13 protein-coding genes are annotated in these 15,082 nt (G+C 73.7%); 2 read left to right on the forward strand and 11 right to left on the reverse strand.

The features are described from left to right. Positions 1–8: 8 nt before the first annotated feature. The 7 genes from QI554_RS07740 to idi all read right to left on the reverse strand — a co-directional run bounded on the left by QI554_RS07740 (position 9) and on the right by idi (position 9,486). Positions 9–1,586, reverse strand: coding sequence for an esterase/lipase family protein (locus QI554_RS07740; RefSeq protein WP_281467321.1), 1,578 nt, complete (start codon positions 1,584–1,586; stop codon positions 9–11). A 175-nt stretch (positions 1,587–1,761) separates the two neighbouring features. Then, positions 1,762–2,310 carry an anthrone oxygenase family protein gene (locus QI554_RS07745; protein ID WP_281467323.1) on the reverse strand — a complete coding sequence of 183 codons (549 nt, stop codon included), beginning with the start codon at positions 2,308–2,310 and terminating at the stop codon, positions 1,762–1,764. 177 nt (positions 2,311–2,487) lie between these two features. After that, positions 2,488–4,134 (reverse strand): AMP-binding protein, encoded by a 1,647-nt coding sequence (locus QI554_RS07750; protein ID WP_281467325.1) that lies wholly within the window; start codon positions 4,132–4,134, stop codon positions 2,488–2,490. 73 nt (positions 4,135–4,207) lie between these two features. Next, complete coding sequence (locus QI554_RS07755) at positions 4,208–5,371, reverse strand: acyl-CoA dehydrogenase family protein (protein ID WP_281467328.1); 1,164 nt, start codon at positions 5,369–5,371, stop codon at positions 4,208–4,210. Positions 5,372–5,475: 104 nt separating this feature from the next. After that, positions 5,476–6,447, reverse strand: a complete 972-nt coding sequence (locus tag QI554_RS07760) for a hypothetical protein (protein WP_281467330.1) — start codon at positions 6,445–6,447, stop codon at positions 5,476–5,478. A 1,175-nt stretch (positions 6,448–7,622) separates the two neighbouring features. Further along, complete coding sequence (locus tag QI554_RS07770; protein ID WP_281467332.1) at positions 7,623–8,552, reverse strand: M56 family metallopeptidase; 930 nt, start codon at positions 8,550–8,552, stop codon at positions 7,623–7,625. A 364-nt stretch (positions 8,553–8,916) separates the two neighbouring features. Beyond that, positions 8,917–9,486, reverse strand: coding sequence for an isopentenyl-diphosphate Delta-isomerase (gene idi / locus QI554_RS07775; RefSeq protein WP_281467334.1), 570 nt, complete (start codon positions 9,484–9,486; stop codon positions 8,917–8,919). 236 nt (positions 9,487–9,722) lie between these two features. On the opposite strand from idi, the gene QI554_RS07780 reads away from it, so the two are divergent. Beyond that, positions 9,723–11,444: an N-acyl-D-amino-acid deacylase family protein gene (locus QI554_RS07780; protein WP_281467336.1), complete on the forward strand. Its 1,722-nt coding sequence runs from the start codon at positions 9,723–9,725 to the stop codon at positions 11,442–11,444. A 167-nt stretch (positions 11,445–11,611) separates the two neighbouring features. Here QI554_RS07780 and QI554_RS07785 read toward each other — a convergent pair whose 3' ends face one another. After that, entirely contained in the window at positions 11,612–12,199 is a 588-nt protein-coding gene (locus QI554_RS07785; protein WP_281467338.1) for a chaplin, read from the reverse strand. A 173-nt stretch (positions 12,200–12,372) separates the two neighbouring features. Continuing rightward, entirely contained in the window at positions 12,373–12,672 is a 300-nt protein-coding gene (locus QI554_RS07790; protein WP_281467340.1) for a chorismate mutase, read from the reverse strand. A 191-nt stretch (positions 12,673–12,863) separates the two neighbouring features. Between QI554_RS07790 and QI554_RS07795 the strand changes: the two genes are divergently transcribed. Continuing rightward, a complete protein-coding gene (locus QI554_RS07795; RefSeq protein WP_281467342.1) occupies positions 12,864–13,358 on the forward strand; it encodes a hypothetical protein in 495 nt (164 codons plus the stop codon). Positions 13,359–13,384: 26 nt separating this feature from the next. Here the strand turns inward: QI554_RS07795 and QI554_RS07800 are convergent, their stop codons facing one another. Both QI554_RS07800 and QI554_RS07805 read right to left on the reverse strand, forming a co-directional pair. Then, a complete protein-coding gene (locus QI554_RS07800; protein ID WP_281467344.1) occupies positions 13,385–13,663 on the reverse strand; it encodes a hypothetical protein in 279 nt (92 codons plus the stop codon). Between the two features lie 123 nt (positions 13,664–13,786). Further along, a complete protein-coding gene (locus QI554_RS07805) occupies positions 13,787–14,728 on the reverse strand; it encodes an IclR family transcriptional regulator (protein ID WP_281467346.1) in 942 nt (313 codons plus the stop codon). Positions 14,729–15,082: the final 354 nt, after the last annotated feature.

Consider the following 15,082-nt stretch of genomic DNA (forward strand, 5'->3'; position numbering starts at 1 on the left):
AGCCGCCCCTACGGCCTCAGCCATTCCAGGATTTTGGCGCGGGTTTCGGGCTGGGTGAACAGGGTGCTGTGCCAGACCGAGCGCTGGGACGGGAAGTGGAGGACGCGGTCGGCGGGGACGGGGAAGCCGGGGACGGGGTCGGTCGGGCCGCCGGGGTCGGCGACGCCCTGGGTGGGGACGACGAGGTCGTTCGCCTCGGGGAAGACGGCGTCCATCAGGAGGTCGGCGGCGCGGAGTTTGCTGACGAGTTCGGCGTCGGGTTCGAAGTCGGCGTTGACGGCGTAGTACTCGGTGCCGTGCGCGTCGGTGTCGAGGCCGTCGAGGACGCTGCCGTGCGGGCACATCGCGTTGAGTCCGTCGAGGTCGGTGAGGGCGGCGTGGCCGAGGACCTGGACGGCCGTCATGAGCCCGGCGAGGGTGTCGCCGACGATCTCGGCGGGGCCGGGCAGGAGGGTGAGCAGGTTGGTGTAGCGGTCGATGAACCGGACGACGTGCTCGGGGTCGACCAGCGGTGTGCCGCGGTTCGGGGTGGCGGCGAACACCACGCGCCGCACGCGGTATTTGGCGTCCGGCGCGGCCTGGCGCCGGACGAGTTCGCGGGCGACGAGGCCGCCGCGGCTGTGCGCGAGGATGTCGACGTCCAGCGGGGCGGCCGCGCCCGTGAGGCGTTCCAGGGCGTCGATGTTGGCGGCGAGGGAGACCGAGACGGTGGGGTGGTCGAACGCGAACACCCTTCCGCCGTAAGCCTGGTTGAGGGCGTCGACGGTGTCCGGGTCGAGTCCGCCGAAGCCGCCGTGGCAGGTGGAGAACGTTCCGTGGATCAGCAGCAGCGCGCGGCCGCCGGTGAACGCGCCCCACTGGTCGGGTGTGGTGATCTTGGCGTCGGGGGCGTAGGGCGTGCGGTAGTTGTCGCGGGTGAAGGTGCGGACGCCGTACGGGTGCGACGCGGTTTCGCGCTGCTGGGCGATGCTGTCGACGAACGGGTCGAGGATCTTGTCGACGATCGGGTAGGCGTAGACGACGAGTTGCTGGACGACCTTGCGGGCGATCGGGCCGATCAGGCCTTCGTCGGCGTCGGGCCGGTCGGGTGTTCCGGGTGTTCCGGGTGTGCCCGGGGCCGGCCGCGGTGCGGCGAGTGCGCTGCGGGGGACGGCGAACCGGCCCGGCTCGTCGGCGGATTCGCGGGGCTCGGGGAGTTTCCAGTGCCACAGTCCGGCGGCGTCCTGGTAGCGCAGGACCTGTTCGGTGCCGGGGTCGGGCGCGGGGACGGTGAGGACGACGTGGTCGGCCGCGACGCTCTCGAGTCCGTCGGGTGCGGCGGGTTGGGGTGCGGGCTGGGCCACGACCCGTAAGGCGACGGTGTGTTCGGTGGTGAGTCCGGCGGTGGCGGCCGCCGCGGCGAACGCGGTGTCGCCCGCGGCCGGTTCGGGGACCGGTTCGGGGGCGGGCGGCGGGGCGGTCAGGCTCTCCTCGTCGCGCGGGGCGGGCACGGTGGCGCGCGCGCCGCCGTCCGCGAGCGCGAATCCCGGTGCGGTCAGTGTGACGCCGCCGCCGAAGTCGACGAAACCGGTGCGTGCCTCGGTCATGGTGGACCCCCCTGGCCCTGCGTGCCGCGCGCGGGAACTCCCCCCGGAATTCCGGCGCCAATCGCCGCGAGCGCGGCGCCAATGCGACGATACCGGGCGCGGCGGCGCCCGGTCTCGTTGTCGTCAGGGTCCGGTCACGCTCGCCGCGGGGCCGCGGTGTCCGGGTGCGCGCGGGTCAGGCGCGGCCGCGGCGGTGCAGCGTGAGGGCGCGGCCGAGGCAGACGACGGCGGCCGTGGACAGCACGGCGCGGACGCCGTTCCACAGGTTCCACTTGTCCTCGAAGTCCGAGCGGACCTGGGCGATGTTGGCGATGGTGTGGGGGTCTCCCGCGTCCTTGAGCTCGTTGTTGAGGGGGACGTTGATGCCCATGGTGGTGAGCAGTGTGACGGTGTAGAGGGCGAGGGCGGCCGCGGTCCACTTCATCGCGGCGCCGCCGCCGTTCTTGCGCAGCTGCCACACGGCGACGGCGGGCAGCGCGAACGCGCCGAAGAAGGTCGCGAAGAACAGCGGGTTCTCGATGACCTTGTTGATCTGCTGCATGGAGTCGACGAACACGGCGTCGTCGGTCTTGCCGAGGCCCGGCATGACGGCGATCGAGAAGATGTAGTACGTGCCCGCGATGAGGCCGGTGGCGACGGTGGAGGCGATCAGTACGACGCCGACGGTGTCGCGGCCCTGGCCGGTCACCGCGGAAACGGGCTGGTCGGTGGTGTGTGTGGACATGCTCATCCCCTGCTGGCGGTCATGGTGTGGGATCGCCGGGAGCGGGTCGCGGTCCGGTGGCCGCGCGACAACCCCGGCTGATTCCATGATCCGTGCGAGCCCTGGGGACAACAACGCCGAAGAACGCAATGCCGGTTAAGTCTGCGCTGCACGATCGACGAAAAGCGTCTTTCGGGATTACGAAAAGCGCTCCTTGAGCTCCTTTTTGAGGACTTTTCCGGCCGGGTTGCGGGGCAACTGGCCTACGATCTCCAGGCGTTCCGGAAGCTTCTGGATCATGAGGCCCTGGCCGCGCAGGAACACGCCGAGCCTGTCAAGGTCCGGCGGCGCGGACGGGTCGCGCGCGACGACCACGGCGCAGGCGCGTTCGCCCGTCACCGGGTCCGGGAGGCCGACCACGGCGACGTCGGCGACGTCCGGGTGGGCGCTGAGCAGGTCCTCGATCTCCTTGGCGCTGATGGTCTCGCCCTTGCGGATGATGACGTCCTTCAGGCGGCCGGTGATGTAGACGTTGCCGTCGGCGTCGAGGCGGCCCAGGTCGCCGGTACGGAACCAGCCGTCCTCGTCGAACGCCTCGGCGTCCAGCGACGCGTCGAGGTATCCCAGCATCAGCTGCGGCCCTTTGGCGCGGAGTTCGCCCTCGCCGCCGGGCGGCACGTCGGTCCCGTCCGGGCCGACGACGCGCAGCCGTACGCCGGTGTTGGCCCGGCCTTCGGCGGCCGCGAGCGCCTCGTCGGGGTCCTCGACGCCCGCCATGGTGAGGATCGGCGCCTCGGTCAGGCCCCAGCCCGCGACGATGCCGGTGCCGCCCAACTCCCGCTTCACGTCCAGGTGCAGGCCGGGCGGCTTCGGCGCGGCGCCGCCGGGGAAGCAGCGCACGTCGGGGAACAGCGGGGTGCCCGGGTCGCGGCGCTGGGCGGCGAGGTAGGTCTGGTGGAAGACCGTTCCGGCGCCGGCCAGCGTGACCTTTTCGCGGCGCAGCAGTTCGACGGTGGCCACCGGGTCGAAGGCCTCGGTGAGGATCATGGTGACGCCGTAGACGAGCGACGCGGTCAGCCACGTGGTGCATCCGCCGATGTGCGCGAACGGGAAGACCAGGCCCACCCGGTCGCCGGGCACACAGCGGATGCGGTCCGACATGCCGGTGCCGGCGGCGAGCACGGTCGCGTCGGTGTGGCGGGCGCCCTTGGGGTCGGCGGTGGTGCCGGAGGTGTAGAAGTACCAGCGCACGGGGGCGTCTTCGGGGCGTTCGGGGGCGGGGGGCTCGGGCGGGAGGGAGGCGGGGTCGCCGTACGGGAGGGCGACGCCGTCCGGCGAGGCCTCGGCCGAGGTGCCGTCGCCGGTGCCGCTGTCGGAACCAGGACCGGTGTTGGTGCCGCCGCCGGTCCCGGTGCCGGTGCCGCCGCCGGTGCCGTCGACGACCATGACCTCCAGCCCCGGTGTGCGCGCCGCGACGGTGGCCGCCATCGCCGGGTAGTCGAAGCCGCGCCACACCGGCGGCACGATCAGCAGCCGGCTGCCGGCCTGCTTGGTGACGAACGACAGTTCGCGCTCGCGGTAGATCGGCATGACCGGGTTCTGCACCGCGCCGAGCCGGGTGAGCGCGCCGACCACGACCACCGACTCGAGCCAGGTGGGCAGTTGCCAGGTGACGACGGTGCCTTCGCCGACCCCGCGTTCGGCCAGGTGCGCCGCGAACCCCTCGGCAGCGGACCGGTACTGACCGTACGTCATGCGGCGGCCGCGCTCGTCGACCATCATCTCGGCGTCCGGTGTCGCGGCGGCCCGTGCGGCGATCTCGGCCCAGAAACCCGTGTGCTGCATGCGGTGCCTCACTCTCGCCGTCGCCCGTACGCGCCTGCCGGGGCCCCGTCCGCCGGTTCCCCGACGGACTGTCTCACGGTCTGCCGTCGCGGGCGAGGGCCTGCTTCGCGATCACGAGCTGCTGGATCTGGCTGGTGCCCTCGTATATGCGGAACAGCCGGGCGTCGCGGTAGAAACGCTCCACCGGCACGCCGCGCATGTAGCCGACGCCGCCGTGCACCTGCACCGCGCGGTCGGCGACCCGGCCGACCATCTCGCTGCAGAAGTACTTCGCGGCGGACGGCGCCATGCGCACGTCCTCACCGCGGTCGAACTGCCCGGCCGCGGCGACCACCATGGCGCGGCCCGCGTACACGTCGGTCTGCGAGTCGGCGATCAGCGCCTGGATCAGCTGGAACTCGGCGATCGGCCGGCCCGACTGGCGGCGGGTCTTCGCGTACGCGACGGTCTCCTCCAGCAGGCGCTGGGCCAGGCCCACGCACAGCGCGGCGATGTGCAGGCGGCCGTGCGCGAGGCAGCGCATCGCGGTGCGGTAGCCGCCGCCGAGGCCGTCGGCACCGCCGACCAGCGCCGAGTCGGGGACGACGACGTCGTCGAGGAACACCTCGGCGGTCCACGCGCCCTGCTGGCCCATCTTGTGGTCGCGCGGGCCGACCGTGAGGCCGGGGGTGCCGGCCTCGACGAGGAACGCCGAGATGCCGTCGGCGCCGCGACCGGGCCGGTCCGCGTCGCGGGCGAACACCATGAACACGTCGGCGACGGGCGCGTTGGTGATGAACCGCTTGGCGCCGTTGAGCACCCAGCCGCCCTCCGGGCGACGGCGGGCCGTGGTGCGCAGGTCGCCCGGGTCGGAGCCGGCCTCGGACTCGGTCAGCGCGAACGACGCCGTCCACTCGCCGCTCGCCAGGCGCGGCAGGTAGAGCTTCTTCTGCGCGTCGGTGGCGCCTTCGAGCAGGACGTGGCCCGCGATGCCGTTGTTCGTCCCGAACAGGGACCGGAAAGCCGGGGTCGTCCAGCCCAACTCCTGGACGAGCGGCACCTCCTGGCTCATCGTCAGGCCGAGGCCGCCGTACTGCTCGGGGATGGTGAAGCCGTACAGGCCCATCTCGGCGGCGGCGGCGCGGAGCTCGTCCGGGATGGCGTCGGTCTCGTCGATCGTGGCTTCGAGCGGCACGACGCGTTCGCGGACGAAGCGGCGCACCGACGCCACGATCTCGGTCACATCGGAGTCGTCCACGCTGTATCCCTCCGCCGTCGTTGGCTCGTCGCGTCGGCTGTGGTCGCCGTACACAGCCGATCGGCCCGGCAACCCTAGTGTCGGCCCGGGCCGGATGTCCGTGGTCACCACACGGAGATGTGGCCCGCCACAGCTTCGAGGTCCCGCAGTTGACCGGCGTCGAAGCCGACCGCGACCACCTCGGGGGCGGTGGAGGCGACGGCCTTGCGGATGTCGTGCAGGTGGTCCTCGATGCCGACGCGCGGGCCGTCCGGCGACCAGCACACCACCGGCACCGCTATCCCGCGCTCGGCCGCGGCCGCCACCACGGCGGCGGTCGCGTCGTCCGGACGGCTCCCGTCGACGACGGCGAGCGCGGGCAGACCGGGCTCCGCCTCCCGCCTCGCCGCGACCTGTTCGGCGGCGAAGCCCGGGCGCGCGACGGCGGGCAGGACGACCGAACGCGGGCGCAGCGTCGGGAACGTGCGGGCCAGGTAGAAGCCGGCGAGCCCGGCGTCGGCGGCGACCATGCCGCGCTCTCCGAGCAGCAGCGCGTACTGGCGGGTGATCAGCGTCGGCGCGAGCGGCGGCGTGGCCCCGCCCCACGCCCGCTGCACCACCACCGCGAGGCTCTCCCGCAGCGGCGCCTCGACCGCCTCGGGGCCGTCCCGCCCGGCGCACCGCACCGCGAGGATCTCCAACTCGCCGACCGGGCACTCGACGAGCGGAAGCCCTCCGGGCAGGGCGAGTTCGCCGTCGTCGAGCCCGGTCACCACGACCAGGTCGTACGCGGGCAGGCCGCACAGCTCGAGGTCGTGTTCCTGGAGGCCGACGGTGCCGAGGTGGTAGTCGCTGTCCCAGGGCAGCACGCCTTTGGCGCGCCACGTGTTGTAGACCCCGATCCGCGCCTCGGCGGCCAACGCCCGCAACCCGGGCACGGCGTCCCCGTCGACGACCCCCGACCCCGCGACGATCAACGGCCGGCGGGCGGCACACACCCGCGCGGCCAACGCCTCGAGCCCCGCGTGCGGAACCCCGGCCTCCGCCCCGTCCCCGATCCGCGCCCGGAGCCGGGCTATCCACGGATGCGCCGCCATCACCCACCTCCGTCAGGACCTTCGCGGGGGGCCTGCCCTCAAGCCCTACCGGATATGCGCACGCCTCCCCAACGAGAGGCCCGCTCCGACGAGGGGCTCAGGCCGACGGGGCTGTCTGGCGGACGCGAGGACGAACCCGAGGCGAAGACGGACGCGCAGCGCGGCAGGCCGGGCCGAATGGGGACGGGGCCGGAGGACACGCGACGCGGGACGGCACCGCGTGCGGGCGTCGTGGTCGGCGCCGACGTGGGCATGCGCGCGAAAACCGTGCCGAGCTCGAGTGGTTGGGCGCGCTCAACGGTCTCGCGCACCCCGACGAGCGGGCCGCTGCGACCGGAGGGCTCAGCGCGACGAGGCTGTCGGGCAGAGGCGGGACGAACCCGAGGCGGAGACGGACGGGGGCAGGCCGGATCGGACGCGGGCGGGGCGCGCGCGAGGCGGGGACGGAGCACGCTGGGTGTGGCACGGCGCCGCGCCTGGGCTGCGTGATCGGCGGCGGCTTGGGCGCGTATGCGGAACCCGGGGCCCGCCGTGGGGTCGTTGGGCGGGCTCAGCCGTGTCCCGGTCGACGTCGGAACGTGGGCGCCGCCCGGCGAGGTGGTACTGGCTGACGCGGCAGACCCGTGTCGGCCCTTCTGGAGCTGCGGCCCGCCCGAGTCCTCGAAGCGGGCCATGGCCCCGGGCACGCGGCTGATCGTGCACAACCGGCTCAGGTCCGCGTAGCCCGGAGCACACTCCGTCTCAGCGCCGCTGCGCGTATCGAGCTGCGGCAAGGGGCCGAAGGGAGACGGTCAGGGCAGTGGTGGACGGCGGTTCCCGACCGGGCCGTTGCCGGGCTGGGCGCCGATGCTTGCGGCAAGGGTTGGGCGTGACGCCGCAGGTCGCATCGAGTGTGGGCGCGCCACGTCCTCCAAGCGCGTGCCGGGGCGCTCGCGCAGGTAGGCGACGAGCGACAGCAGGACACCACGAGGCCGTGCTCGCCGAGCCGCAGCGCGAGCCGGCGCAGCGCCGACGGGTCGGGGATGCGCAGCGTCAGCCGCAGGCCGTGGCCAGCCGATTCGGGGCTCTGGTTGCGGTGCGGGGCCGTCGGGGGTTGGGCCTACGTCGAACCGGTCGGGCGCCGTCGGGCGGGGCGGGGCTCGTCGGGGTGCGGTGGGGCTCGCCGGGGTGGGTCCCTACAGGTACAGGAAGTGCGGGGAGACGACCACCAGGGTCGGGACGACCACAGCGGCGGCGGTCAGCGCTCGGAGGCCTGCCACGGCTACCGGGGGGCGGGGCAGGCGGGGTTGGCGGGTGGTCTGGTCCAGTTCGGCTTGGCGTTGTTGGGGCCAGGCGAAGCAGGGGCAGAACGGGCCGTTGGCCTGGCCGGGGCCGGAGAGCTTGGCGAGGGCTCGTCGGAGGTTCGCCCGGGCGATGGGGCCTTCGACGTCGGCGTCGGCGCCCTTTTCGGCGAGGGCGGCGCTGTGGTCGGCCCAGCGGGCGAAGAACCGGAGGCGGGGGAAGGCCTCGGCCATGGCCTCGGAGGCGGTCATCCACAGGGCGTCGCGGCGGCGGAGGTGGCCGGCCATGTGGGTGAGGACGGCGTTGAGTTCCTCGGGCTTGAGGAGGTCGAGGGCACGGGTGGTGACCTCGACGCGCGGCGGCCGCGACGGGAGGAGGACGAGGCGCGGCTGGGTGTCCTCGACGATGACGAGCCTCGGGTGGCCGCGTTCGACGTCGTCGAGGACGGGGCTGGTGCGTTCGAGGCGGTCGAGTTGGACGCGGAGCGCGCGCCGGTAGTCGCGGACGACGGGCCCGCCGCGCCGCCAGCCGGCGACGAGGCCGGTCAGGACGGCGCCTGCGACGAGGAGTTGGGCCGGCAGCGGTACGTGCACGAGGGCGATGTCGGGGTTGATCCCGACGGCGCGCGCGGGCGCGGTCCACAGGTCTGGCGTGAAGACGGGCACGGCGAGGGCGAGCGAGGCCAGCGCTCCGGCTGCTGCCGCGCGCCATCCCTGTTGGACGAGGCGTGGGTTGAATCCGGACGCTTCGGCATGGTCGAGGACGAACGGGGCCGTGGCGAGGATCGCCGCCGCGAACAGCGTCAGCACGAACCCGTGCACCACCCGACTGCCGCCTTCCGGACTGGGCGCCGATCCCCCGTGCGCACTGTTCTACCAATACGAACGCGCCAAGCCCAGGGTTCCGGGTCAGGACACGCGACCGGGTGAATCACACGGGAGGGTGAAGGGGTCCGGCGGGTGGGTGTCGTCGTCGGACCGGGCAGGGGTGGGCGCGCCGCGTTCTCGGCTCGGCAGGCAGGGTCGGGGGACGGCAACGCGAACTGTGGGACAGCCGGGCGGGTCGCGGCGTTGTCGGCTCGGGGCGGGACCGGGGCGCGGCGAGTCGGGCTGTGGGTGGTGGGTCGTGGGGTCGGTCGCCGCCCGCGCACGGCAGGCAGCGGCAGGCGGCAGGCGCCAAGGTCTCGCGTCAGCGTTCTTGGGCGAGTTCCTCGAGCGCTGCCCGGGCGGTGCCGAGGACGGCGCCGAGCCAGGCGCTGTGCGTGCGTTCGGCGAGCCAGGCGTCGAGTTCGCCGAGGGGCACGTAGGCGACCTCGCCGACCTCGTCGGGGTTGAGGGCGAGGGCGCTGCCGACGCGTCCGACGAAGAGGTGGTTGTACTCCTTCTCCACCAGGCCGGACACGTCGTCGGTGACGTCGTAGGTGACCTGGCCGGCGGGCCGCAACACGGAGGGCTTGACGCCGAGTTCCTCGCCGACGCGGCGGGCGACGGCGTCGGCGGGGGGTTCGCCGGGGTAGGGGTGGCTGCAGCAGGTGTTGGACCACACGCCGGGCGAGTGGTACTTGGTGAGGGCGCGGCGCTGCATGAGGACGCTGCCCGCGTCCGGCCCGTCGGCTTCTCCGAGGAGGAACACGGAGAAGGCGCGGTGGAGTTGGCCGGGCGGCTGGTGTGCCGCGAGTTTCTCGGCGACGCCGATCGTGTTGCCGTCGGCGTCGACGAGCTCGACCATCACCACGTCGGGGGACGCTGCCTGCGTCATGTGTTCTCCCTGCCGTCCCACTACGGTGCGTACTCCTCTCGAAACCCTACCGGCCTGGGTGTCGTGCCGTGGGGATTAACCGCGGGGTGCGGCCTGTGCTTCCCGGCGCGCGGGAGCGCGATCGGGGGCGTGATCGGGGGCTGGTTTCCGTCGACTTCGCGCGGGTGTCCTGCTTCACTGCGACCAGCGGTTAATGAGGTTTCATCAGAACAGCACTCGGAGTGGCGGGAGGGCCCATGCACGACCTGGTGATCCGCGGCGGCACCGTGGTGGACGGCACGGGGGCGGCGGCGCGGACGGCGGACGTGGCGGTCGCGGACGGCCGCGTCGTCGCGGTGGGCGACCGGTCCGAGATCGGCGCGGCGCGGACCGAGATCGACGCGGACGGCGCGCTGGTCACGCCGGGCTGGGTGGACATCCACACCCACTTCGACGGCCAGGTGACGTGGGACGACCTGCTCACGCCGGCGTGCTGGCACGGCGTCACCACCGTCGTCACCGGCAACTGCGGCGTCGGGTTCGCGCCGTGCCGTCCCGACGAGCGGCGCCGGCTGATCGAGCTGATGGAGGGCGTCGAGGACATCCCCGGCACGGCGCTCCACGAGGGCATGCGCTGGCACTGGGAGTCGTTCCCCGAGTACCTGGACTTCCTGGCGACGCGCCGCCTGGTGATGGACGTCGGCACCCAGATATCGCACGGCCCGGTCCGCACCTACGTGATGGGTGAGCGCGGCGCCCGCAACGAGCCGGCCTCGCCCGACGACATCGCCGCGATGGCCGCGATCGTGCGCGAGGCCATGGACGCCGGCGCGCTCGGCTTCACCACATCGCGGACGATCATGCACCGGGCGGTGGACGGCGAGCCGGTGCCCGGGACGTTCGCCGCCGAGGACGAGCTGTTCGGCATCGGCGCCGCGCTCAAGGCCGCCGGGCACGGCGTGTTCGAGGTCGCCCCGGCGGGGGTCGCGGGCGAGGACGACCTGGCGCCCTCGCGCGAGGTGGCGTGGATGCGGCGGCTCTCGGCGGCGATCGGCCGGCCGGTCGCGTACGGGATGACGCAGTCCAACGCCTCCCCCGACCTGTACCGCGGGCTGCTCGCCGAGACCCAGGCCGCGGCCGACGCCGGGGCCGACGTGTGGATGCAGGTCGCCGGGCGCGCCACCGGCCTGCTGTTCAGCCTGGAGACGACGTACCACCCGCTGCGCGGCCGCCCCACCTTCGACGCGCTCGCCTCGCTGCCGCTGCCCGAGCGGGTCGCCCGGCTGCGCGACCCGGACGTGCGCGCGGCGATCCTGTCCGAGAGCGCGCCCAAGGCCTCGCTGCTGAGCGCGTTCGGCGACCGGGTCGTCCCGATCTCCGGTGACGAGGTCGACTACGAGCCCGCCTACGAGGACAGCGTCGCCGCGCGCGCCGCCCGTGAAGGCCGTCCCGCCGACGCCGTGCTGTACGACCTCATGCTCGAGGCCGACGGCCGCCGCATGTTCATGATCCCGATCCTCAACTACGCGGCCGGCAGCCTGGAGCCCGTGCGGGAGATGCTGCTGCACCCGCGCTCGGTGTTCGGCCTGGGCGACGCGGGCGCGCACTGCGCGACGATCTGCGACGCCAGCATGACGACGACGATGCTCACGCACTGGACGCGCGACCGCAGCCGCGGCGCGAAGCTGCCGCTCGAACTCGCCGTCCGCAAGATGACGTCCGACACCGCCGCGCTGTACGGGCTGCGCGACCGCGGCCGCATCGCCCCGGGCCTGCGCGCCGACCTCAACGTGATCGACCTGGACCGGCTGCGCGCCCACCCGCCGGAGGTGGTGTACGACCTGCCGGGCGACTGCCCCCGGCTGGTCCAGCGCGCCGACGGGTACGTCGCCACGGCCGTCGCCGGCCAGGTCACGTTCCGCGAGGGCGAGCACACCGGGGCGCTGCCCGGCACTCTCGTGCGCGGCGGGCGCGGCTGACACGTCGCCGCGCCGTGGCGCCGCGGCCGCACGGCTGAAAACAGCGTTCACAGGCCGCGGGGTCCGGCTCCCCTTCACGAGGGACCGGCTCGGCACGGACCAGGGCCCCGGCTCCCGCCGAACGAAACGGCGGGGGCCGGGGCCCTGGTGCTGCGGCTACGCGCGGATCAGACCTGCACCTCGTCAGCCGTCTCGTGCAGGACGGTGACCTCGGGGCAGTCGCAGTCCTCCTCGTGGCCCTTCCACTTGTCCTCGTGGCCCTGCCACTTGTCGTCGTGGTCCTTGGGGGCGCACGCCGGCGGCTCGTGGTGCGGCGGGGTGACGGGCGGCTCGTGGTGCGGCGGCTTCACCGGCGGCTTCTCGTCGTGCGGGGGGCACGCCGGCGGCTCGTGGTGCGGCGGCTTCACCGGGGGCTTCTCGTCCGGGGGGCACGCCGGCGGGTTGTGGTGCGGCGGCTCGTGGTGCGGCGGGGTCATCGGCGGCGGCGGCTTCATCGGGCCCTCGGCGTTCACGCAGGTGTTGCCGAAGGTCGGGTTGAGCGCAGCGATGACGTTGACGCTGTTGCCGCACAGGTTCACCGGAATGTGCACCGGAACCTGAACGAGGTTGCCGGACAGAACACCCGGAGAGTCCACGGCCGCGCCGTCCGCGGAGGACGAGGCGTACGCCTGACCGCCCATGGCGAAGACGCTGCCGACCATGGCAGCCGTCACCACGGTCTTCTTGGCGAACTGGTTCACTTGAGAGCTTCCCATCGTTCGAATGACGGTGGAACCGCAGTTCCACTGTCATCAACGCGGGACCCCCCGCCGGGGCAACGGGACGATCACCAATTCGCCCGGATGCCGGAATACCCCGGGCACCGGCGAACCATGACGACCCGTCAGGTGTTCGACGCGGTGTCGGGGCCTTCGAACGGGCAACCCGTTCAGGCGCGTGCGGCCTCGTGGTGGTGGATGACCTCGGCGATCAGGAAGTTCAGGAACTTCTCGGCGAAGTCCGGGTCGAGCTTGGCGCTGGTGGCCAGCGCGCGCAGCCGCCGGATCTGCACCGCCTCGCGGCCCGGGTCGGCGGGCGGCAGGTCGTGCGTCGCCTTGAGGACGCCGACCCGCTTGGTGCACTTGAACCGCTCCGCGAGCAGGTGGACCAGTGCGGCGTCGATGTTGTCGATGCTGTCCCGCAGATCCTGGAGCTCGGCGGGGATCTCTGGAGTGGTTCGGTCGGCCATGTCGCGCCACACTACCGGTGAGGTGTCGCCCGCGGCCCTTCGGGGAATCTGAAGGTACGGCCGTCGTGGACGACGGCGCTCGCGCACGGCGGTCCGCCCCGGGTGGTGCCGCCGGCCGCGCGGCCGCGCCGCCCATCCGTTCGCGAGCCCGGTCGGCACGCATGCGACGAAGGCATGAGGGGGCGATCGGCATGGATGACGTCCGCCTGACACCCGCCGAACGGCGGGCGCTCGAACAGATCGAGGGCGAGCTGCGCAAGGACCGGGACCTGGACCGGGCGCTGCGCCGCATGCGCGCTCCCCGGCCGAGCCGCAAGGCGCTGCGCCGCCGCGCGATCGACCCGCCTGCCGGGACCGCGGACGGCGGTGTCCCCGGGGAGGCGGACGCGGCGGCCGGGGAACGCGCCGCGCACGGGCACCCCGTCGACCGCGGCGCGGAGCGCCCCGCCGCAGACCCCTCAGACCACTCCGACGAGCGCGTGTCGGGCCGTGCCGTGGACCACACCGGGGACCGGCGCCGCATATGGGCGCTCGCCGTCGTCCTGACCGTGGTGTTCTCCGCCCTGCTGACCGCGGGCACGATGTACTTCGTCGCCGTCGCCCTCGTCCTGGCGACGCTCGCGACGACCGCCGCCGCCGTGTGGATATGCGTCGGCTTCTACCTGCGCCGGCCCGGTACCGGCTGACCCTCCCCCGGCGTACGCGGGCCCGCTCAGCGCGCGTGCCGCCCGCGGCCGGGACCCAGACCCCGGCCGCGCACCGCCACCAGGATGGTGACGAGCGGCCCGAGCGCCCCTATGACCAGTGCCGCGTCCAGCGCGGCGAGCCGGCCCTGTCCGATCGACAGCAGGACGAGGGACAGGCACACCACGATCGCCGCGAGGACGCACGAGGTCATCCGGTCCTGCCGCGGCCCGCGGAGGAAGGCCCACGCACACGCGGACAGCCCCGCGACGGCAGTGACCAGCGCGGCGATCGAAGTGGTGTTCATCGCGGGAACCTCCGCATCCTCGCCCCGGCCCGCGATCGGTCCGGAATCCGAGTGTTACCCGGATTGACCGCAATGATGCCGCAGGCCGGCCGCGGATGGCGGCGGGCAGGCCGGTGGGCCGGGTCACTCGGTAGACGGATGTCTCCCGGCGCCGCCGACGGCCTGGGCGATGCGCGCGCAGCCCTTCAGCAGCCGCCGTCCGGCGCGTTCGATCTCGCGGGCCGTCATCTCGCGGTGCGGCTGCACGGACAGGTTCATCTGCGTCGCGCCGTCCGGGCCGAACACCGGCGCGCTCATCGCGCTCACCGGGAACCGGCCTGATCCGTCCAGGTCGCCGGGCAGGTACTCGGCCTGACGCAGCTCGGCCAGCAGCGCCGCGACCATCGGCTGCAGGCCTTCGGCGAGGGGGTCGTCGCTGAGCTCGGCGAGCGCGTGGCGCAGGCGTACGCCGGCGGTCGTCAGGCGCTCGACGCTGTAGCCGCGCCCGCGGATCGCGGCCAGGGCCGCCAGCAGCGGGTCGCGCGGGGCCGTGCTGTCGGTGCGGGCCGCCCAGTCGTCGATGACGGCGTCGTCGGCCCAGGCCACGAAGACCGCGCCGAACGGCGGGGCGAGCGGGATGCGCCGGCCGATCCGTACCGCGCCCGGGTCGGGGCCGGGGCCTCCGGCGTGCGCGACGACCACCAGGTGGCCCTCGCTGCGGACCGCCGCGGTGGCGACCATGCCGAGCTCGTCGGCGAGCGCGCCCGCCTCGGCCTGCGCGAGGTGCACGGCGGGGTACGACGCCTCGGCGGCCCGCCCGGCGGCGACGAGCGCGGGCCCGAGCGTGAAGGTCTTGTCGGCGGGGTTGCGGATCAGGTAGTCGGCGTTGGCCAGGCTGGAGGTGACGGCGTGGCAGGTCGCCTTGCTCATGCCGAGCGCCCGCGCGATGTCGCTGAGGCTGAACGCCTGCGCGGGCCGGCTCGCGAGGAGCTCCAGGACACCGACGACCCGGTCGGTCGGCGGCGAGGGGCTCGCGCCGCCGCCCGGGAACGCCGTGTCGGTTTCGCCGCCGTCGACCGCTGTCATGCCGCCCGTCCCCACCGTTCCGCCGTGGCCTGTCCCGCACCCCGGCGGGCCCGGCACACGGTACCAAGCCGGGGCAAGGACACTCCGCGCGAAACCCCCGGGGGGTACTTGACGATCTTGGTCGACGGCGCTATCTTCAATGCCGACGGAGATACCCCCCAGGGGTATCGGGCGGACCGGCGCGGAAAGACCAAGGGGCGGGACCATGAGCGACACGACGCAGCGCACGCAGCACGGCAACCGGCACGACGGGCACGACCACGACCACGGCGCGCACGACCACGGGAACCACGACCACGCGGCGCACGCCGGGCACGGCGACCACGCCGGGCACGCGGGCCATGAGGCGCACGA

Source organism: Yinghuangia seranimata (assembly GCF_029953285.1).
GTDB classification, from domain to species: Bacteria; Actinomycetota; Actinomycetes; order Streptomycetales; family Streptomycetaceae; genus Yinghuangia; species Yinghuangia seranimata.

Bases quoted from the DNA above. Each gene is read 5' to 3' on its own strand.
- QI554_RS07740 (WP_281467321.1), bottom strand. From the start codon at position 1,586: ATGACCGAGGCACGCACCGGTTTCGTCGACTTCGGCGGCGGCGTCACA.
- QI554_RS07745 (WP_281467323.1), bottom strand. From the start codon at position 2,310: ATGTCCACACACACCACCGACCAGCCCGTTTCCGCGGTGACCGGCCAG.
- QI554_RS07750 (WP_281467325.1), bottom strand. From the start codon at position 4,134: ATGCAGCACACGGGTTTCTGGGCCGAGATCGCCGCACGGGCCGCCGCG.
- QI554_RS07760 (WP_281467330.1), bottom strand. From the start codon at position 6,447: ATGGCGGCGCATCCGTGGATAGCCCGGCTCCGGGCGCGGATCGGGGAC.
- idi (WP_281467334.1), bottom strand. From the start codon at position 9,486: ATGACGCAGGCAGCGTCCCCCGACGTGGTGATGGTCGAGCTCGTCGAC.
- QI554_RS07780 (WP_281467336.1), top strand. From the start codon at position 9,723: ATGCACGACCTGGTGATCCGCGGCGGCACCGTGGTGGACGGCACGGGG.
- QI554_RS07785 (WP_281467338.1), bottom strand. From the start codon at position 12,199: ATGGGAAGCTCTCAAGTGAACCAGTTCGCCAAGAAGACCGTGGTGACG.
- QI554_RS07790 (WP_281467340.1), bottom strand. From the start codon at position 12,672: ATGGCCGACCGAACCACTCCAGAGATCCCCGCCGAGCTCCAGGATCTG.
- QI554_RS07795 (WP_281467342.1), top strand. From the start codon at position 12,864: ATGGATGACGTCCGCCTGACACCCGCCGAACGGCGGGCGCTCGAACAG.
- QI554_RS07800 (WP_281467344.1), bottom strand. From the start codon at position 13,663: ATGAACACCACTTCGATCGCCGCGCTGGTCACTGCCGTCGCGGGGCTG.
- QI554_RS07805 (WP_281467346.1), bottom strand. From the start codon at position 14,728: ATGACAGCGGTCGACGGCGGCGAAACCGACACGGCGTTCCCGGGCGGC.